This is a genomic window from Leclercia sp. Marseille-Q4284 (assembly GCF_916618945.1).
Taxonomy (GTDB): domain Bacteria; phylum Pseudomonadota; class Gammaproteobacteria; order Enterobacterales; family Enterobacteriaceae; genus Enterobacter; species Enterobacter tamurae.
The window spans coordinates 1,019,441-1,039,059 of record NZ_CAKAKG010000001.1; the positions used below are offsets into that span (position 1 = coordinate 1,019,441).

Below are 19,619 nucleotides of genomic sequence, written 5' to 3' on the forward strand. Positions count from 1 at the left end.
TGGAGGAAATATGGAAGACTGTCTGGAATTGTCTGAATGGAGGTGAAAGCAAAACGGCAACGCAAGTTGTCGTTTTTAGTGTTTTCTCCCTCTCCCTGTGGGAGAGGGCGGGGTGAGGGCAACAGGCCGCACCAGTTGTAGGCCGGGCAAGCGCAGCCGCCACCCGGCATTTCCACCTTAGCTGAAGACCACCTGCGCCCAACGGGCCAGCCCGGCGGTGACGGAGCCAAAATCATCGCCCCCGGCAATCGGGATACCCGGCAACTGCTGCGCCAGCGCTTTTTTGATCAGCGGTGAACGGGCGCTACCGCCGGTGAGATAGATCACGTCCGGCTTTTCGTTGCCGTTATCCAGCGCCAGCTGCACCTGTTCCAGAATGCGCTGTAACGGCTGCGCCAGCGCCGCTTCCAGCCCCTGCTGGCTGATGGCGGTCGCCAGCTCATCGCTGATGAACGGCAGCGTTACGGCATGCTCTGCGGCCTCCGAGAGCGCAATTTTGCTCTCTTCCGCGCTGCGCACGACGCGATAGCTCAGACGCTGACGCCACACTTTATGCAGCAGCGCCACTTTATCGCCGTCCTGGGCGTCGCGCACCAGATCGTTAAGAAAACGTCCATTGGCGACGCTGTAAAAATCACTCTGGGCAGGCACATCGTTGATCGCCACGGCGTTCCACCACGGCAGGATCGGCAGGGCGGTGCCTTTTTCGGTCTGGCCGCCCATACCGAGCAGCGGCATCAGGCTCCGGAAGGCGAGGGCGATATCCAGGTCGTTACCGCCGATACGGCAGCCGCTGTGTCCCAGCAGGCTGGTTTCGCGATCCCGGCGCTGTTGCCATTGTGGGCCCATCAGCAGCAGCGAGCAGTCGGTGGTCCCGCCGCCGATATCCACTACCAGCACCCGTTTTTCACCGCTCAGGGTCGCTTCAAAATCGAGACCAGCAGCAACCGGCTCGTACTGGAACACCACGTCTCGGAACCCGGCGCGCTGGGCGGCACGCTCGAGGATCCCCTGCGCCTGCTGGTTAGCCTCATCGCCACCCAGCCCCTGGAAGTTGATCGGACGGCCAATCACCGCCTGGGTGATCTCTTCCGTCAGCTGGGACTGCGCCTGCTGGCGAATATGCAGCATCATGGCGCAGACCAGATCTTCAAACAGCGCCACCTGCTGCGGCTTCAGGCCGCTGGCACCGAGGAAGGATTTCGGTGACTTAACGAAGTACACCTCCTCCGGGTCCTCAATATAGTGACCCAGCGACGACAGTCCGAACTGCACGCTACCCGGGGTGACATCGATATCTTCGTCGCGGTTAAAGTTGACCGCGCGGCGCAGCAGCGCCTGCGTTTCCGTGCCGGTGGCCGGAACCTGGTGATGGCGGTACAGCCACTCGCTCACCGCCTCGCGGGTCGGTGCGCAGAGCATCGACGGCAGCAGCGTGCTGTTATTTTCCATTTTCAGCAGCTGCGGCTGCCCGTTTTGCATTACTGCTACAGAGCAGTTGGCGGTGCCATAGTCAAATCCGATAAACACGTCAGCGTCCCCATGCCATTGAGAAGGGGCGAGACTTTAGCGAAATGTCAGGCTGGCGACAACAGGAATATGAAAGCAAGGCGCAACCCGCCATCTCCGTTTATGCTGAGACAGGACAACAAAAGGAGCGACGATGTTTACCCTCACCTGGCAGCCGCCCTATGACTGGCAATGGATGTTGAAATTTCTTGGCGATCGTGCGGTGGCCGGGATTGAAATCGTGACCGCCACTGACTACACCCGCAGCTTTGCCTGCCAGGGCCATCGGGGGCTGATCCACGTCACGCCGCATCCCGGGGGCACGCTGGAGGTGGTGCTCAGCGACGGGCTGCTGCCGATTGCCGATCTCTGTCTGGAACGCATCACCCGCCTGTTCGATCTGCACTGCGATCCGCAGCAGATCGCCGCTACCCTCGGCACCCTCGGGGCCGCGCGCCCCGGCCTGCGCCTGCCGGGTTCAATGGATACCTGGGAGCAGGGGGTGCGCGCCATCCTCGGGCAGCTGGTCAGCGTGGCGATGGCGGCGAAGCTGACCGCGAAGCTGGTGGCGCTGACTGGCGACCCCCTGCCGGAAGCGCCGGGCTATCGCTGCTTCCCGGAACCTGCCGCGGTGGCAGGGGCCGATCCGCTGGCGCTGAAGGCGCTGGGTATGCCGCTGAAGCGCGCGGAAGCGCTGATCCATCTGGCGCAGTCGGTGGTAGCAGGGGATTTCCCGGCGGAGGCCCCGGAGGATATCGCCAGCGCGATAAAAGCGCTGCAGACCCGGCCGGGGATTGGCCGCTGGACGGCGAACTACTTTGCCCTGCGCGGCTGGCAGGCAAAAGATGTCTTTCTGGCGGATGACTATCTGATTAAGCAGCGTTTTGCCGGGATGACCCCGGCGCAAATCCGCCGCTATGCCGAACGCTGGCAGCCGTGGCGCTCGTACGCCCTGCTGCACATCTGGTACACCGACGGCTGGACGCCGTCAGTTGATGCCGAAATAACTGGTATTTAGCAGCAGTTCCAGCGGCTGCGGCTCACCGATGGTGTTGCCGAAGATATAGTCGATACCAATGCCGGAGAGGGTGTCCATCATGATCGGCTGGTTGCTCGGCCCGGCAATGGTCTTGATGCCCAGACGCTGGGCATGGCCCTGAATAATGGTCACCAGCATCTCATCCATCAGATTACCGTGGACGTTAACCACCAGCTCCGGATCGAGGAGCAGGTAATCGGCCATTTGCGCGCTCAGGTGGTTGAACACCTCCATATCGCGACCAACATGGCTCAGGATAATGCGGCATCCGGCCTGGCGCAGTTTATCCAGATTGTTGCGGGAGTGCTCATCCTCCAGCGTCAGCACGCTGACGTGCACCACCAGATGCAGCAGACGCGGCTGCAGCGGACTGGCGCTCAGCATCTCCAGCAGCTCATCCACCAGCGTGGCGCTGGCAAGACCGGCCATCGACAGCGGCAGGGCGACCCCGGTGCCTTTGCTGGTCAGTGGCGTGGCGAAATTGCGGAAAAACTCCTGCAGGATCCGTCTGTCGAGGGCGTGAATTAACTCAGGCTCCGCCAGTCCGGCCCGGAAGGCTTGCTCTTCCAGCATCTCGCCGTCGTTGGTCCACAGACGCAGGGCCAGCATCCAGAAGGTGCTGCTCTCGGGAACCCGCGGTGAGGCGACGCTGCGGGCGATCATCAGCAGATGATTGTCTTTGATCATATGCCACTGCTCGTCGAGGGAGATGGTGCCCGGCGCGTTGTGCATCCGTTCCTGCTGCGGCTCATACACCGTCACCACGCCGCGACCGTTATTTTTCGAGGAGTAGCAGGCGATATCGGCCTGCGACATCACCTCAGAGGCCTGATTGTTGCGCTCGTCGATCTGGGTGATCCCGGCGCTGGCACCGATCCGGTGCAGGCGGCCCTCCCACATAAAGTGATACTCGTTGATGGCGTCAATGATGCGACCCGCTATGTAGCGCGCGCTTTCGGTATTGCAGTCCGGCAGCAGCAGGCCGAACTCATCCCCGCCAAGGCGCGCCAGCATGTCGGTGGAGCGCAGCATGCTGAGCATCAGCGACGACAGCTCCCGCAGCAGGGCATCCCCCGCCGCGTGGCCAGCCGTGTCGTTGACCGCCTTAAAGCGGTCCAGATCGATAAACACCAGCGCGTGACGCTGACGGGTCTCCTGCACGGTATGTAACATCCGCTTGAGATAGGATTCGAAGCTGACGCGGTTCGCCAGGTGGGTGAGGGCATCGTGCGAGGCGTTGTAGCTCAGCTCGCGCAGCATTTTGCGCGACTCGGTGACGTCCTGAATGACCAGCACCGAGCCGATATTCTGTCCGTCGAGGGTGCTGAGTGGGGTAATGCTGTAGTGGATATCGTAGCTGCCGCCGTTGCGGCTGTGCAGCACCACGTCCTGTTCGATGTCGGTCCGGGACATATCCCCGCTGTGAATGTTCTCCATCAGCGGGCCGTTATCCCCGAAGGTAATATGCAGCACCGAGAGGATCGGTTGCCCCAGCGCATCCTGCTGCAGCCAGCCGCTCATCTTCTCCGCCACCGGGTTCATAAAGGTGACATTCATATTCACGTCGGTACAGAGCACCGCTTCACCGATGGAGTCGAGGGTAATATGCAGACGCTCTTTTTCCTGGAACAGCGCCTCATTCAGCTCCTTGACCTCGGTCATGTCCATATTGATGCCGAGCAGACGTTCCACTTCACCCTGTTTATTCAGCACCCGGTTTGCCAGGGCGCGGATATGGCGAATACCGTCTTTCACCCGGATACGGAACTCCAGCTTGAAGGGGATACGGGCCGCCAGCGCATCGCGCACCACCTGTTCTGCCTGGGCGCGATCTTCCGGCAGCATGCACTCGTGCCACAGCTGCCAGGTGGGTTTAACGTGGGCCGGAACTTCGTACAGCTCGAACATACGCTTGTCCCAGCTGATGACGTTAGGTTTGACGTCCCACTCCCAGATGCCGATCCCGCCCGCTTCGTTGGCCAGGGTAATACGCTCCATCAGGCGCTTATTGACCCATTCGGTATGCTTGAGATCGTTAATGTCTTCGATCTGGGCGATAAAGTAGAGCGGCGTGCCGTCGGCGTGACGCACCAGCGACACCGCCAGTAGCGCCCAGACCACCTCCCCATTACGGGTGTAGTAACGTTTCTCCAGCGAGTAGCTGTTGATTTCGCCCTTTAACAGCTGGTCCAGCTGCTCCAGGTCGCTTTCCAGATCTTCCGGCCAGGTTAACTGCTGGAAGTTAAGGGCGCGCAGCTCTGACTGGCTGTAGCCGAGGAACTGACACAGGGCTTTATTGGCCTGCAGCCACTGGCCGTCGGTGCTGACCAGCGCCATGCCGATGACGGAATACTCCATCGCATTGCGGAAGCGCTCTTCGCTCTCGGTAATGTGCTTGCGCTCTGCGCGGAACGCATACATCACCATGGTCATGACGTTGGCGGGCAGCAGCATCATCAGGAACGGCAGCCAGGGGGCGTTGATCATCACGCTGGCATTTTGCGTCACCAGCGAGGTGGGATTTTTGGCGATCATCAACGACACCATCATCACCGTGACGAGGAACACCAGGAAGGCTTCCAGGCGCGGGAGACGCACGGCGCTCCACATCAGCAGAACAATAATGGCCGTAAACGGCCACGGCAGAAACTGCAGGGCGATCCAGCTCAGGATCAGCGTTACCACCATGGTCAGCAGCGTTTCGAACAGCAGGCGCGGATTGCGGTGACGCAGAAGATAGTGCGGTTTGAACAGCAGGCCTAACGGCACCAGCGCCAGCGAGCCGATGGACTCCGACAGCACCCAGACCAGAAAACTGCGCACGGGCTCGTCATTTGGTACCAGCAGATAAATCAGCACTCCGCCCAGCAGGGGAGGGATCACGGCGCTCCCGATGGCCAGACGGATCCAGTCTCCGAGGTTCTGCAGGGGATTGTAGCTGGGGAGCAGTTTACGCAGCAGCAGGGCCCCGACGAAGGCCTCTGCGATGTTGATGCCGGCGAACCACAGGTTGAGCGACTCCCAGGAGAAGATCAGCCCGGAGGCACAGATGTTACCGAGGGTGCAGGCGAGGGCGATCCCGGGCCACATCTTCCCGGCGTGGCGATAAAACGCCACCATCATAATGGCGGTCGGGAACCATAAAGGTGCCAGAAATGTTCCGAAACGCGTTAATTCAAGCGAGAAAAGAGTGAAGATGAAGGTAACCAGACCAAGACTGACAAGCCGTAGTAAAGGATGTGGCGTAGTTACCAAAACGCGCTGGTATTTTTTATTCATTACCGCTTTATCCGAAGACGCCATGCCGCCAGGAGCCAACTCCGGACGAATTCATTTCTAATTTGAATCATGCTAGTACAAACAATTTACAATTAATATGGTAGGCGCTCATAATTTGACATCACAGAGTTATTAAATACTTATCCTGCAAAGATTTCATCCTGGGTGCTGAAAAAGTGAGCGGGAAAATTTATGGCAGGGACGATCCGCCTGGACTTTGAACCCGTCTCGCATAACATTTCTATTCGACTGGTATCAGGCCCGTGAAATCCCTATAATTGCCGCGTTTGACGCTCAGGCGTCGTCCTTCCTTACATCCAGGTTACTCAATTTATGACTGATAAGTCTCATCAGTGCGTCATTATAGGCATCGCCGGCGCATCGGCTTCAGGTAAAAGTCTCATTGCCAGTACGCTTTACCGTGAATTACGTGAACAGGTCGGTGATGAGCACATCGGTGTCATTCCAGAAGACAGCTACTACAAAGATCAAAGCCATCTGTCGATGGAAGAGCGTGTTAAGACCAACTATGACCATCCCAGCGCGATGGATCACAGCCTGTTATTCCAGCACCTTCAGGCCCTGAAGAACGGCACCGCCATTGAGCTGCCGGTGTATAGCTATGTTGAACACACCCGTCTGCAGGAAACCGTTCGCATTGCCCCGAAAAAGGTCATCATTCTCGAAGGGATCCTGCTGCTGACCGACGCCCGTCTGCGCGAGTCGATGAACTTCTCGATTTTTGTCGATACCCCGCTGGATATCTGCCTGATGCGACGCATCAAACGTGACGTGAACGAACGCGGCCGCTCCATGGATTCAGTCATGGCGCAGTACCAGAAAACGGTACGCCCAATGTTCCTGCAGTTCATTGAGCCTTCCAAACAGTATGCCGATATCATCGTGCCGCGCGGGGGTAAAAACCGCATTGCCATTGATATTCTGAAAGCGAAAATCAGCCAGTTTTTTGAATAACACGCGCGAATTGTGTACCGTTCAAAGATAATCGGGTTCGCCCTCCGGCTTTGTTGGCCAGAGGGCGCGATGCACCAAAGGAGAAAGTGGCATGCGTCTTTGTGACCGAGATATTGAAGCCTGGCTGGACGAAGGCCGTCTGACCATCACCCCGCGCCCGCCGGTCGAGCGGATTAACGGCGTCACCGTCGATGTGCGTCTGGGGAATAAGTTTCGTACCTTCAGCGGTCATACCGCGCCCTTTATCGACCTGAGCGGACCGAAAGATGAAGTCAGCGCGGCACTCGATCGGGTGATGAGCGATGAAATCGTGCTGGCCGATGGCGATGCGTTTTACCTGCACCCGGGTGAACTGGCGCTGGCGGTCACCTTTGAGTCTATTACCCTGCCGGCAGATCTGGTGGGCTGGCTCGACGGGCGCTCCTCTCTGGCGCGTCTGGGGCTGATGGTGCACGTCACCGCGCACCGTATCGATCCCGGCTGGTCCGGGCGGATCGTGCTGGAATTCTTCAACGCGGGTAAACTGCCGCTGGCGCTGCGCCCGGGCATGATGATCGGCGCGTTGAGCTTTGAGCCGTTAACCGGTCCGGCGGCCCGTCCGTATAACGCCCGCCAGGATGCAAAATATCGCGACCAGCAGGGTGCGGTCGCCAGTCGTATTGATAAAGACTGAGCTTAAATCCGGTCCATTGAGGAAGCCATGAGAAGAGTTCTGACAACGCTGATGATTTTGCTGGTGGTGCTGGTTGCTGGCCTGTCAGCGTTGGTTCTGCTGGTCAACCCCAATGACTTTCGCGCCTACATGGTGCGTCAGGTCGAGGTCCGCAGCGGGTATGCGCTGAAGCTGGAGGGGCCGCTGCGCTGGCACGTCTGGCCGCAGCTGAGCATCCTCTCCGGGCGCATGTCCCTTACCGCGCCGGGAGCGTCGGTGCCGCTGGTGGCTGCCGACAATATGCGCCTCGACGTGGCGTTGATGCCGCTGTTTTCGCATCAGCTGCAGGTCAATGAGGTGATGCTCAAAGGGGCGGTGATCCAGCTGACCCCGCAGTCTGAGGCGGTGCGTAACGCCGATGCGCCGGTGGCCCCACGTGAGAACACCCTCCCGGATAAAGCGGAAGATGCCGGCTGGTCATTCGATATTGGCCGCCTGAAGGTGGCCGACAGCCTGCTGGTGTTCCAGCACGAAGGTGACGAGCAGGTCACGGTGCGCAATATCAACCTGCAGATGGAGCAGGATGAGCATCACAAAGGCAAGATCGACTTCAGCGGCCGCATTAACCGCAATCAGCGCGATCTGACGCTTTCCCTCGCCGCCAATGTGAATGCCTCTGACTATCCGCACCTGCTGAGCGCTGACATCCAGCAGTTGAGCTGGCAACTGACCGGCGTCGATCTGCCTGCACAGGGCATCAGCGGCCAGGGTACTTTGCAGGCGCAGTGGCGTGAAGAGCAGAAGCAGCTTGAACTCAATCAACTCAATTTACAGGCCAATGACAGCGCGATGACCGGCCAGGCCAGCGTGATCCTTGGCAGCGAACCGCAGTGGAACATGAACCTGCAGTTCGACAATCTTAATCTGGAAAACCTGCTCCCGGCCCAGGCCGCCGCGGCCGCCGACGGCGAGGCGGTGCAGCAGGGGCAAACGCAGGCCAAACCTCAGCGCCCGGTGATCTCCTCCAACCTGGAGCAGCCCGATTACAACGGCCTGCGCGGCTTTAGCGCCGATATCCTGCTGAAAGCCAACAGCGTGCACTGGCGGGGTATGGACTTCAGCCAGGTCAGCAGCCAGATGACCAACAAGAACGGCCTTCTGACCATTGCTGAGCTGAGCGGTAAAATGGGAGAAGGGCATATCTCTTTACCCGGCACGCTCGACGTGCGTAAAGCGGTCGCCCGGTCCTCTTTCCAGCCGCGTCTGGATAACATTGAGATCGGCACCATTCTGAAGGCCTTTAACTACCCGATTTCGCTCACCGGTAGCCTGACCATGGCCGGTGATTTCTCGGGCAGCAAGATTGACGCCGACGCCTTCCGTCACCACTGGCAGGGCCAGGCCCATCTGGAAATGCAGAACACCCGCATGGAAGGGCTTAACTTCCAGCAGCTGGTGCAGCAGGCGGTGGAGCGTAGCAGCAACGTGAAGGTAAAAGAGAACGTCGACAACGCGACCCGTCTGGACAGCTTTGTCACCGACCTGAGCCTCAACGCAGGGCAGGTGACGCTGAAGGATATGCAGGGTGAATCGCCAATGCTGACGCTCGAAGGAAACGGGAGTCTGGATCTGATCAAAGAGACGGCCGACACCCGCTTCAAAATCCGCGTGCTGGAGGGCTGGCTGGGTGAAAGCAGGCTGATCGATTTCCTGAAAACCACGCCGATCCCGCTGAACGTCTACGGCAACTGGCAGGCGCTGAACTACAGCCTGCAGGTGGATCAGCTGCTGCGTAAACATCTTCAGGATGAGGCGAAACGTCGTCTTAGTGGTTGGGCGGAGAAGAACAAAGATTCGCAGAACGGCAAAGATGTGAAGAAGTTACTGGAGAAGCTTCAGTAAGCGCTTTCCCCTCACCCTAACCCTCTCCCCGGAGGGGAGAGGGAACAGTCTGGTGCGGTCTTATAGACTGAACTCGATCGTGTTTTCTCCCTCGCCACTATGAGGAGAGGGCGGGGTGAGGAGTCGCAGAACGGCAAAGATGTGAAGAAGTTACTGGAGAAGCTTCAGTAAGCGCTTTTTCCCCTCACCCTAACCCTCTCCCCGGAGGGGAGAGGGAACAGTCTGGTGCGGTCTTATAGACTGAACTCGATCGTGTTTTCTCCCTCGCGCCTATGGGGAGAGGGCGGGGTGAGGAGTCGCAGAACGGCAAAGATGTGAAGAAGTTACTGGATAAGCTTCAGTAAGCGTTTTTTCCCCTCACCCTAACCCTCTCCCCAGAGAGGAGAGGGAACAGTCTGGTGCGGTCTTATAGACTGAACTCGATCGTGTTTTCTCCCTCGCCCCTATGGGGAGAGGGCGGGGTGAGGGGAACGCATCACAACTCGTAATCCACATCATCCTGCGTCATCAGCGGGATCAGCTGCACCTTCTGCACCCGGTGGTTTTCCACCTCCAGGGTTTTCAGCGCATAATCTCCCACCTGAACCTCTTCCCCCGGCTGCGGGATCCGCTGCAGATACTCCATCAACAGACCGGCAATGGTGTGGTATTCGCGCTTATCGTCCAGCGGCAGCGGTACGTACTGCACCAGATCCTCCAGCGGCATATGGCCGTTGGCGGTCCAGCTGCCGTCGGCATTCTTCTGAATATCGTGCCGGGCGTCGATCTCTTCCACTTCGTTCGGCAGATTACCGGCAATGGTCTCCATCACGTCGCTGAGCGTCACGATCCCCTCTACAGAACCAAACTCATCCACCACGAAGGCGAAATGGGTGCGCGCGTTGCGGAACTGCTCCAGGGCCTGCAGCAGCGGCAGCACTTCCGGGAACACCAGCGGCTGGCGGATCAGCACACGCAGGTTGAGCGGCTCGCCGCGCAGCTGCTGATTGAGCAGATCGATAACGTGCACCACGCCCAGCAGCTCCTCCTCCTGCTCCCCGCCGGTGACCACAATACGGGTGTGCTGGTTTTTATCCAGCAGCGCACGAATGGTGCTCTCGGGCGTGTTCAGGTCGATATGTTCAATATCGTGGCGCGAAGTCATGATGCTGCTGACCGAGCGCTGGTTGAGATGCAGCACCCGCTCAATCATTCTCCGCTCCTGCGGGGCAAAGATCGGGCTGTTGTCGTGGTCGGCCAGCAGCGAAGCCGTCTGCGCATCCAGCTCGGCATCCTCCTTTTTACCGCTCAGCAGGCGAATAACCGTGTCGGCGGTGCGCTGGCGCAGGGTCTGATTGGCAGAGAGGAAGCGGCGGCGGTTGAAGATGGCCAGCTGGTTCAGCGCCTCAATAATCACCGAGAAACCAATCGCGGCGTACAGATAGCCTTTCGGTATGTGGAAGCCAAAACCGTCTGCCACCAGGCTAAAGCCGATCATCAGCAGGAAGCTCAGGCATAAAATCACAATCGTCGGGTGATCGTTGACGAAGCGGGTGAGCGCCTTGCTGGCCATTACCATCAGGGCAATGGCGATAATCACCGCGGCCATCATCACCCCAAGGTGATCGACCATCCCCACGGCGGTGATCACTGAATCCAGGGAGAAGACGGCGTCCAGCACCACGATTTGCGCTACCACAGCCCAGAATTTGGCCCCGCGCCGCTGGGTGGGGTTCTCGTTGTCCTTGCCTTCAAGCCTTTCGTTAAGCTCCATGGTGGCTTTGAAGATCAGGAAAAACCCGCCAAAGAGCATGATCAGATCGCGGGCGCTAAAGCCAAAACCGTGGACGGTAAACAGCGGGCGGGTGAGCGTCACCAGCCAGGAGATAGAGGCCAACAGCAGCAGGCGCATCACCATCGCCATTAACAGGCCGGTAATGCGGGCGCGGTCGCGCTGAGCAGGGGGCAGTTTTTCGGCGAGAATAGCGATAAAGACCAGGTTATCGATACCGAGCACAAGTTCCAGCACCACCAGGGTGACCAGCCCGGCCCATATTGATGGATCTGCTATCCATTCCATAGTGTGAGTAATACCTTTTGTTATATGACAATTGTCACATTTCGATCATGGATACTGCGCCTGAAAAATGCAATGCCAGCCGGACATTTATCTGTACAGATTTTACTGAATCACGGTGGAAATAAACCCTGCGCTCTGTGGGTTAATATTGTGAATAGTCTGTATTATCGCAAAATAAGAAATATCGCAGGTCAAAGTGCTTCCTTCAATAAAGTCAATATCAAGCTATTCCTAAAAATGCAGAAGTGTGGCCGTTAATATTAATCTTAAAAGCCACGCCTTCGTTGATGTTTCCTTGCCTGCTATTCCGTTAGCTGCAACAATTCTTTCAGCATCAAATTGCGCTGTTTTTTGCTGCTATTTCTGTATCGGTTTAATGACATGAAAAACTTATATCGCGTTCGGAATTATCCGGCCTTTTATATTTTTCGTTATGCCGTGCCAAAGAGGGTGTTTACTCATAACTTACTGTTTAAACAGTAGATTGGTAACTGAAAGCCAAGGGCGGTAGCGTGCCTGAAAGCGTGTTAATCAGCCTCGATTATTCTGTCAATAGTCTGAATGCAAATAAGCCTCTTTTAGGACTGATGCCAGTTATATTTCACTTTTATTGACTGCATGCTAAAAGTAATACGCCTCCGCGCTTATTTAAATGCACAGGATAATTACTCTTCCATAGTGATAAATAATCAATGATGAAATCCAAAATGAAATTGATGCCATTATTGGTGTCTGTGACCTTGATGAGTGGTTGTACGGTCTTTCCCGGCAGCAATATGTCAACATCGGGCAAGGATGTGATTAAACAGCAGGATGCTGATTTTGATATCAACCGCATGGTGAATGTTTATCCAATGACCCCGCAGCTGGTTGAACAATTACGCCCCCGCCCGGTTGTCGCACGGCCGAATGTCGACCTCGAGCAGGAGATCGCCAACTACCAGTACCGCGTAGGGCCTGGAGATGTCATCAACGTTACCGTCTGGGATCACCCGGAACTAACCACCCCGGCGGGGCAGTATCGTAGCTCCAGCGATGCCGGTAACTGGGTTCAGTCGGATGGCACCATGTTCTATCCCTATGTCGGCAAAATACGTGTTGCCGGCAAAACGCTCTCCCAGATTCGTAGTGATATTACCGGCCGTTTAGCGCAGTACATCGCCGATCCGCAGGTGGACGTTAATATCGCCGCATTCCGTTCACAGAAAGTCTATGTCTCCGGCCAGGTGAATAAATCTGGCCAGCAGCCGATCACCAACGTGCCGCTGACGGTGCTCGACGCCATCAACGCCGCGGGCGGGCTCACCGATGGCGCCGACTGGCGCAATGCGGTGCTGACCCATAAAGGTAAAGAGGAGCGTATCTCCCTGCAGGCGCTGATGCAGAACGGCGACCTGAGCCAGAACCGTCTGCTCTATCCAAGTGACATCCTGTTTGTGCCGCGCAATGACGACCTGAAAGTGTTCGTGATGGGCGAAGTGAAGAAACAGAGCACCCTCAAGATGGACTTCAGCGGTATGACCCTGACCGAAGCGCTGGGCAACGCGGAAGGGCTGGATATGAGCACCTCCGACGCCAGCGGCATCTTCGTGATCCGTCCGATCACCGGAAATGGTGGGAAGGGCAAGATTGCCAACGTCTACCAGTTGGATATGTCTGATGCGACCTCGCTGGTGATGGCAACCGGGTTCCGCCTCCAGCCGTATGACGTGGTCTACGTCACCACCGCGCCGATTACGCGCTGGAACCGTGTGATGAACCAGCTGATGCCGACTATCAACAATATCCATACCATGACCGACACGGTACATCAGTACCACAACTGGTGATAACGATGTTTAACAAAATTCTGGTGGTTTGTGTGGGGAACATCTGCCGTTCCCCCACCGCTGAGCGGCTTTTAAAACAGTACCAGCCACAGCTGACCGTCGCGTCAGCCGGGCTGGGCGCGCTGGTCGGCAAAGGGGCCGATGAGCGCGCAAGTCAGGTCGCGGCAGAGCATCAGCTTTCGCTCGACGGGCATTGCGCCCGTCAGGTGACAGCCAGCCTGTGCCGGGACTACGACCTGATCCTCGCCATGGAAAAACGCCACATCCACGCCCTGTGCGATATCGCACCGGAGATGCGCGGCAAGGTGATGCTGTTTGGTCACTGGGACAATGAGCGTGAGATCCCCGATCCGTATCGCAAAAGCCATGAAGCGTTTGAGGCGGTTTACACCTTACTCGACCAGTCTGCCCGCCAGTGGGCACAGGCACTGAACGTTCAGCAGGGATAATAATGACAGCAAACGTAAAACCTTCTTCCTCCCCGAGTGCGGGCGGTGATGAGATTGATATTGGTCGCCTGATCGGCACCGTGGTCGAGGCGCGCTGGTGGGTGATAGGCATCACCGCGGTATTTGCCGTTGCGGCGGTGATTTACACCCTCTTCGCTACGCCGATCTACAGCGCCGATGCGCTGGTACAAATCGAGCAGAACAGCGGCAGCTCGCTGGTGCAGGACATTGGTTCAGCGCTGGCGAACAAGCCGCCCGCCTCGCAGGCGGAAATTGAGCTGATCCAGTCCCGCCTGGTATTGGGTAAAACCGTGGACGATCTGGATCTCGACATCGGCGTCAGCAAAAACACCTTCCCGGTGTTTGGCGCGGGCTGGGACCGGTTGATGGGCCGTCAGAACGACACCGTCAAAGTCACCACCTTTACCCTGCCTGCCGGGGGAGCAAGTCAGGTCTTCACCCTCGGGGTGCTGGGCAAAGATCAGTATGAACTCACCAGCGACGCCGGCTTTAGCGCCCGCGGCAAGGTGGGGGAGATGCTGACCAAAGACGGCGTGAGCATGATGGTTAGCGCCATTCATGCCCAGAGCGGCAGCGAGTTCACCGTCAGCAAATTCTCAATGCTGGGAATGATCAATAACCTGCAGGGCAACCTGACGGTCACCGAAACCGGGAAAGATACCGGGGTGCTGAGTCTGACCTTTACCGGGGAAGACAAGGATAAGATCCGCGACATTCTCAACAGCATCACCCGCAACTACCAGGCGCAGAACGTGAAGCGTAAGTCGGAAGAGGCGTCAAAAAGTCTCGACTTCCTTGCCAAACAGCTCCCGGAAGTGCGCGGCCATCTGGATGAAGCCGAGAACAAGCTCAACGCCTTCCGTCAGGATAAAGATTCCGTTGACCTGCCGCTGGAAGCGAAATCGGTGCTGGATTCGATGGTCAACATCGACGCCCAGCTCAACGAGCTGACCTTTAAAGAGGCGGAAATTTCCAAGCTCTACACCAAACGTCACCCTGCCTACCGCACGCTGCTGGAAAAACGCCAGACCCTGGAAGAGGAAAAAGCGAAGCTCAATGGCCGCGTCACCGCGATGCCAAAAACCCAGCAGGAGATCCTGCGTCTGACCCGAGACGTGGAGTCCGGTCAGCAGGTCTATATGCAGCTGCTGAACAAACAGCAGGAGCTGAAGATCACCGAAGCGAGCACCGTAGGCGACGTGCGGATTGTCGATCCGGCCATCACCCAGCCCGGCGTGCTGAAGCCGAAGAAGGCGCTGATTATTCTCGGCAGCATTATTCTCGGCCTGATGCTCTCCATCGTTGGCGTGCTGCTGCGCTCCCTGTTTAACCGTGGGATCGAAAGCCCGCAGGTGCTGGAAGAGCACGGTATCAACGTCTACGCCAGCATCCCGCTCTCCGAGTGGCAGAAGTCCCGTGACAGCGTCAAAACCACTAACGGGGTTAAACGCTACAAACAGAGCCAGCTGCTGGCAGTCGGTAACCCAACGGATCTGGCCATCGAAGCCATTCGTAGCCTGCGCACCAGTCTGCACTTCGCCATGATGCAGGCCAGCAACAACGTGCTGATGCTCTCCGGGGTCAGCCCGTCGATCGGGAAAACCTTCGTCTGCGCCAACCTCGCTGCGGTGGTCAGCCAGACCAACAAACGTGTGCTGCTGATCGACTGCGATATGCGTAAGGGCTACACCCACGAGCTGCTGGGCACCAACAACGTTAACGGTTTGTCGGACATTCTGCTCGGCAAGGGCGATATCACCCAGTGCGCGAAACCGACCTCCGTGCCTAACTTCGACCTGGTCTCCCGCGGGCAGGTGCCGCCGAACCCGTCGGAACTACTGATGAGCGAGCGCTTCACCCAACTGGTGAAGTGGGCCAGCGAGAATTATGACCTGGTGATCATCGATACCCCGCCAATCCTGGCAGTCACCGATGCGGCAATCGTGGGTCGCCACGCGGGCACCACCCTGATGGTGGCGCGTTATGCGGTCAACACCCTGAAAGAGGTCGAAACCAGCCTCAGCCGCTTCGAGCAGAACGGCATTCCGGTGAAAGGGGTGATCCTCAACTCCATCTTCCGCCGTGCCGCTGGTTATCAGGATTACGGGTATTACGAGTACGAATATAAGTCGGACAGCAAGTAATGAGCCATTCGGGGAATACCATGACAACACGCCCTTTGATTTCTATCTATATGCCGACATGGAACCGTCAGCAGCTGGCGATCCGTGCGATAAAGTCGGTATTGCGCCAGGATTACGACCACTGGGAGCTGATCATCGTCGATGATTGCTCCTCCTCCTGGGAACAGCTGCAGCAGTTTGTCACTGACCTCAACGATCCGCGGGTGGTCTACACCCACAACGCCATCAACTCCGGTGCCTGCGCGGTACGCAATCAGGCGATCCTGCAGGCCAACGGTCAGTACCTGACCGGTATTGATGACGACGATGAGTGGACGCCGAACCGGCTCTCGACCTTCCTGGCGCATCAGCATCATCTGGTGACCCATGCGTTCCTGTATGCCAACGACTACGTCTGCGAGGGGGAGGTCTACTCCCAGCCCGCCAGTCTGCCGTTGTACCCGAAATCACCTTACTCGCGCCGCCTGTTCTACAAGCGCAACATCATCGGCAATCAGGTCTTTACCTGGGCATGGCGCTTCAAGGAGTGCCTGTTCGATACCGAACTGAAGGCCGCCCAGGACTACGACATCTTCCTGCGGATGGTGGTGGAGTATGGCGAGCCGTGGAAGGTGGACGAGGCGACGCAGATCCTGCACATCAACCACGGCGAGATGCAGATCACCTCCTCGCCGAAAAAGTTCTCCGGCTACTTCCACTTCTACCGCAAACACCGGGACAAGTTCGATCGCGCCAGCCGCAAGTATCAGCTGTTTACCCTGTATCAGATCCGCAACAAGCGCATGAACTGGCGCACGCTGCTGACGCTGATCTCGGTGCGCAACGGTAAGCGTCTGGCTGACGGACTGCGGGGGAAATAATGGTGCTGGAAGATTGTCGCGCAAACAGCTGGAGCCTGCGCCCCTGCTGCATGGTGCTGGCCTACCGGGTGGCCCATTTCTGCTCCGTCTGGCGCAAAAAGAACGTCCTCAACAACCTGTGGGCGGCCCCGGTGCTGGTGCTGTACCGCATCATCACCGAGTGCTTCTTCGGCTATGAAATCCAGGCCGCGGCCACCATCGGACGGCGCTTTACCATTCACCACGGCTATGCCGTGGTGATCAATAAATTCGTGGTTGCCGGGGATGATTTTACCATCCGCCACGGCGTGACTCTCGGCAACCGCGGTCCGGACAGCCTTGCCTGCCCGGTGATTGGCAATAACGTTGAGCTGGGCGCCAACGTGGTGATGATTGGTGATATCACCGTAGGCAATAACGTCACCATCGGAGCCGGAAGCGTAGTGCTCGACAGCATCCCGGACAACGCACTGGTGGTGGGCGAGAAGGCCCGGGTGAAGGTGATCAAATGAATATTCTGCAATTTAACGTGCGTCTCGCCGAGGGCGGGGCGGCAGGGGTGGCGCTGGATCTGCACCAGCGCGCGCTGCAAAAAGGGCTTCAGTCGCGCTTTATCTACGGCTACGGCAAGGGCGGCAAGAAGAGCGTCAGCCACGACCGCTATCCGCAGGTGGTGAAACATACCCCGCGTCTGACCTCGGTGGCGAATATTGCGCTGTTCCGTCTCTTTAACCGCGATCTGTTCGGCAACCTTAACAGCCTGTATCGCACCGTGACCCGCACCGCAGGCCCGGTAGTGCTGCATTTTCACGTCCTGCACAGCTACTGGCTGAAGCTGGAAGAGGTCGTGGCCTTCTGCGAGAAAGTGCAGGCGCACAAACCCGATACCACGTTCGTCTGGACCCTGCACGATCACTGGAGCGTCACCGGCCGCTGCGCCTTTACCGACGGCTGCGAAGGCTGGAAAGAGAATTGCCAGAAGTGCCCGACGCTCGGCAACTATCCTCCGGTGAAGGTGGATCGCGCTCATCAGCTGGTGGCCGGTAAACGTCAACTGTTCCGCGACATGCTGGCGCTCGGCTGTCAGTTCATCTCCCCCAGCCAGCACGTGGCCGATGCGTTTAACAGCCTGTACGGGGCAGGGCGCTGCCGAATCATCAACAACGGCATCGACGTGGCCACCGAAGAGATTCTGGCCGAGCTGACCCCGGTCGCCGTGACGCCGGGCAAACCGAAAATCGCGGTGGTTGCCCACGACCTGCGCTACGACGGCAAAACCAACCAGCAGCTGGTGCGCCAGATCATGGCCCTCGGGGACAAAATCGAGCTACACACCTTCGGGAAGTTTTCGCCCTTTGACGGTGCCAACGTGATTAATCACGGCTTCGAAACCGACAAGCGCAAGCTGATGAGCGCCCTGAACGGCATGGATGCGCTGGTGTTCAGCTCCCGGGTTGATAACTACCCGCTGATCCTGTGCGAAGCGCTCTCCATCGGCGTGCCGGTGATCGCTACCCACAGCGACGCGGCGCGGGAAGTGCTGGAGAAATCAGGGGGAAAAACCTTCACAGAAAACGAGGTGCTGCCGCTGGTGCAGCTGTCGAAGGCGGAAATTGCACAGGCCGTTTTTGGCACTGACCTGGAATCGTTCCGCACCCGCAGCCGTCAGGCCTACAGTGGACAACAGATGCTGGAGGAGTATGTCTCGTTCTATCAGAATCTGTAGCTATCTGCTGCTGCCGCTGATCTACCTGCTGGTCAACGTCAAAATTGCCCAGCTGGGTGAAAGCTTCCCGATCACCATCGTGACCTTCTTACCGCTGCTGCTGTTGCTGTTTGTCGACAAGATCAGCGTGAAAAAACTGATGATTGCCCTGGGGTTGGGGGTGGGGCTGACGGCCTTTAACTACATCTTTGGTCAGTCGCTGGACGCCAGCAAATATGTCACCTCCACCATGCTGTTTGTCTATATCGTGATCATTATCGGGATGGTGTGGAGTATTCGCTTTAAAACCATCTCGCCGCACAATTATCGGAAGATCCTCAGGTTCTTTTATCTGGTCATCGGCATCATTGTGACGATAGCGGCGCTGGAGATGGCGCAAATTATTTTGACAGGCGGCAGTAGCCTGATGGAAATAATTTCGAAATATCTTATTTACAGTAATAGCTATGTACTGAATTTCATTAAATTTGGTGGCAAGCGTACGACGGCACTCTATTTCGAACCGGCATTCTTTGCTCTGGCGTTAATCTCAATTTGGCTCAGCATCAAACAGTTTGGTATCAAAACGCCCAAGAGCGATGCTATGATTCTTGCAGGAATAGTCCTGTCAGGATCGTTCTCCGGGGTAATGACCTTTATCCTGTTTTACCTTCTTGAGTGGGCGTTTCAGTATCTGAATAAAGAGGCGATCAAGAAAAAGTTACCTTTAGCGATCATTTCATTGTCAGTGTTCCTGGTCGGGGTGGTATTTGCCTTCCCGTATATTTCCGAACGCCTGGGTGATTTGGGTACCGAGGGATCGTCATCTTATTATCGTATTATCGGTCCGCTGGTGATGGTGGGTTACTCTTTAACCCATATTGATGGCGTAGTCAGATTCGGCTCACTTTACGAATATGTCGCATCATTCGGAATCTTTAACGGTGCGGACGTCGGAAAAACCATAGACAATGGCCTGTATCTGCTGATTATTTATTTTTCGTGGTTCGCAGTGTTATTAACGGCGTGGTATCTGTTCAAAGTTTTCAAAATGACGATCAGCGCTTTTGGTGATAATCAGAATTTTCGCGTACAGCTTTATCTTTTTACGCCGGTGTCGCTGTTTTTTACCGGGTCAATATTTAGCCCGGAATACGCATTCTTAATTGTTTGCCCGTTTATTTTGCGCAAGGCGCTTAATATTACGCATTCATAAC

General features: G+C 57.1%; 14 protein-coding genes. 11 read left to right on the forward strand and 3 right to left on the reverse strand.

The features are described 5' to 3' along the window. Positions 1-177 precede the first annotated feature (177 nt). Positions 178-1,530, reverse strand: a complete 1,353-nt coding sequence (yegD, locus tag LG383_RS04635) for a molecular chaperone (protein ID WP_225758439.1) — start codon at positions 1,528-1,530, stop codon at positions 178-180. 133 nt (positions 1,531-1,663) lie between these two features. Between yegD and alkA the strand changes: the two genes are divergently transcribed. Next, a complete protein-coding gene (alkA, locus tag LG383_RS04640; RefSeq protein WP_225758440.1) occupies positions 1,664-2,527 on the forward strand; it encodes a DNA-3-methyladenine glycosylase 2 in 864 nt (287 codons plus the stop codon). Here alkA and LG383_RS04645 read toward each other — a convergent pair. After that, positions 2,498-5,827: a diguanylate cyclase gene (locus LG383_RS04645; RefSeq protein ID WP_225759505.1), complete on the reverse strand. Its 3,330-nt coding sequence runs from the start codon at positions 5,825-5,827 to the stop codon at positions 2,498-2,500. The genes alkA and LG383_RS04645 overlap by 30 nt on opposite strands. 333 nt (positions 5,828-6,160) lie before the next feature. Between LG383_RS04645 and udk the strand changes: the two genes are divergently transcribed. The 3 genes from udk (at position 6,161) to asmA (ending at position 9,356) form a co-directional block, all read left to right on the forward strand. Beyond that, positions 6,161-6,802 (forward strand): uridine kinase, encoded by a 642-nt coding sequence (gene udk, locus LG383_RS04650; RefSeq protein ID WP_032612454.1) that lies wholly within the window; start codon positions 6,161-6,163, stop codon positions 6,800-6,802. A 91-nt stretch (positions 6,803-6,893) separates the two neighbouring features. Continuing rightward, positions 6,894-7,475, forward strand: a complete 582-nt coding sequence (dcd, locus tag LG383_RS04655) for a dCTP deaminase (RefSeq protein WP_106993508.1) — start codon at positions 6,894-6,896, stop codon at positions 7,473-7,475. Between the two features lie 27 nt (positions 7,476-7,502). Further along, complete coding sequence (gene asmA, locus LG383_RS04660; RefSeq protein WP_225758441.1) at positions 7,503-9,356, forward strand: outer membrane assembly protein AsmA; 1,854 nt, start codon at positions 7,503-7,505, stop codon at positions 9,354-9,356. 475 nt (positions 9,357-9,831) lie between these two features. Here the strand turns inward: asmA and LG383_RS04665 are convergent, their stop codons facing one another. After that, positions 9,832-11,415 (reverse strand): TerC family protein, encoded by a 1,584-nt coding sequence (locus tag LG383_RS04665; protein WP_225758442.1) that lies wholly within the window; start codon positions 11,413-11,415, stop codon positions 9,832-9,834. 692 nt (positions 11,416-12,107) lie between these two features. On the opposite strand from LG383_RS04665, the gene LG383_RS04670 reads away from it, so the two are divergent. From LG383_RS04670 to wcaD, 7 genes are read left to right on the forward strand one after another with little or no spacing between them, the layout of a single operon-like run. Next, positions 12,108-13,244: a polysaccharide export protein gene (locus tag LG383_RS04670; protein ID WP_225758443.1), complete on the forward strand. Its 1,137-nt coding sequence runs from the start codon at positions 12,108-12,110 to the stop codon at positions 13,242-13,244. Between the two features lie 5 nt (positions 13,245-13,249). Next, positions 13,250-13,693 (forward strand): low molecular weight protein-tyrosine-phosphatase Wzb, encoded by a 444-nt coding sequence (gene wzb, locus LG383_RS04675; RefSeq protein WP_106993504.1) that lies wholly within the window; start codon positions 13,250-13,252, stop codon positions 13,691-13,693. A 2-nt stretch (positions 13,694-13,695) separates the two neighbouring features. Next, a complete protein-coding gene (gene wzc / locus LG383_RS04680; protein WP_225758444.1) occupies positions 13,696-15,858 on the forward strand; it encodes a tyrosine-protein kinase Wzc in 2,163 nt (720 codons plus the stop codon). 20 nt (positions 15,859-15,878) lie between these two features. Beyond that, entirely contained in the window at positions 15,879-16,718 is an 840-nt protein-coding gene (gene wcaA, locus LG383_RS04685) for a colanic acid biosynthesis glycosyltransferase WcaA (RefSeq protein ID WP_106993567.1), read from the forward strand. Positions 16,719-16,720: 2 nt separating this feature from the next. After that, positions 16,721-17,209: a colanic acid biosynthesis acetyltransferase WcaB gene (gene wcaB / locus LG383_RS04690; protein WP_103792230.1), complete on the forward strand. Its 489-nt coding sequence runs from the start codon at positions 16,721-16,723 to the stop codon at positions 17,207-17,209. Further along, on the forward strand, positions 17,206-18,423 hold the full coding sequence (wcaC, locus tag LG383_RS04695) for a colanic acid biosynthesis glycosyltransferase WcaC (RefSeq protein WP_106993502.1): 1,218 nt from the start codon (positions 17,206-17,208) through the stop codon (positions 18,421-18,423). Before wcaB ends, wcaC begins: the two co-directional genes overlap by 4 nt. Further along, positions 18,398-19,618 (forward strand): colanic acid polymerase WcaD, encoded by a 1,221-nt coding sequence (wcaD, locus tag LG383_RS04700; RefSeq protein WP_225759506.1) that lies wholly within the window; start codon positions 18,398-18,400, stop codon positions 19,616-19,618. The genes wcaC and wcaD overlap by 26 nt, the downstream gene beginning before the upstream one ends. The last annotated feature ends 1 nt before the right edge of the window (position 19,619 follow it).

Excerpts from the sequence above, each read along its gene's own strand:
- alkA (WP_225758440.1), top strand. The coding sequence starts at position 1,664 with ATGTTTACCCTCACCTGGCAGCCGCCCTATGACTGGCAATGGATGTTG.
- LG383_RS04645 (WP_225759505.1), bottom strand. The coding sequence starts at position 5,827 with ATGAATAAAAAATACCAGCGCGTTTTGGTAACTACGCCACATCCTTTA.
- udk (WP_032612454.1), top strand. The coding sequence starts at position 6,161 with ATGACTGATAAGTCTCATCAGTGCGTCATTATAGGCATCGCCGGCGCA.
- dcd (WP_106993508.1), top strand. The coding sequence starts at position 6,894 with ATGCGTCTTTGTGACCGAGATATTGAAGCCTGGCTGGACGAAGGCCGT.
- asmA (WP_225758441.1), top strand. The coding sequence starts at position 7,503 with ATGAGAAGAGTTCTGACAACGCTGATGATTTTGCTGGTGGTGCTGGTT.
- LG383_RS04665 (WP_225758442.1), bottom strand. The coding sequence starts at position 11,415 with ATGGAATGGATAGCAGATCCATCAATATGGGCCGGGCTGGTCACCCTG.
- LG383_RS04670 (WP_225758443.1), top strand. The coding sequence starts at position 12,108 with ATGATGAAATCCAAAATGAAATTGATGCCATTATTGGTGTCTGTGACC.
- wzb (WP_106993504.1), top strand. The coding sequence starts at position 13,250 with ATGTTTAACAAAATTCTGGTGGTTTGTGTGGGGAACATCTGCCGTTCC.
- wzc (WP_225758444.1), top strand. The coding sequence starts at position 13,696 with ATGACAGCAAACGTAAAACCTTCTTCCTCCCCGAGTGCGGGCGGTGAT.
- wcaA (WP_106993567.1), top strand. The coding sequence starts at position 15,879 with ATGACAACACGCCCTTTGATTTCTATCTATATGCCGACATGGAACCGT.
- wcaC (WP_106993502.1), top strand. The coding sequence starts at position 17,206 with ATGAATATTCTGCAATTTAACGTGCGTCTCGCCGAGGGCGGGGCGGCA.
- wcaD (WP_225759506.1), top strand. The coding sequence starts at position 18,398 with ATGTCTCGTTCTATCAGAATCTGTAGCTATCTGCTGCTGCCGCTGATC.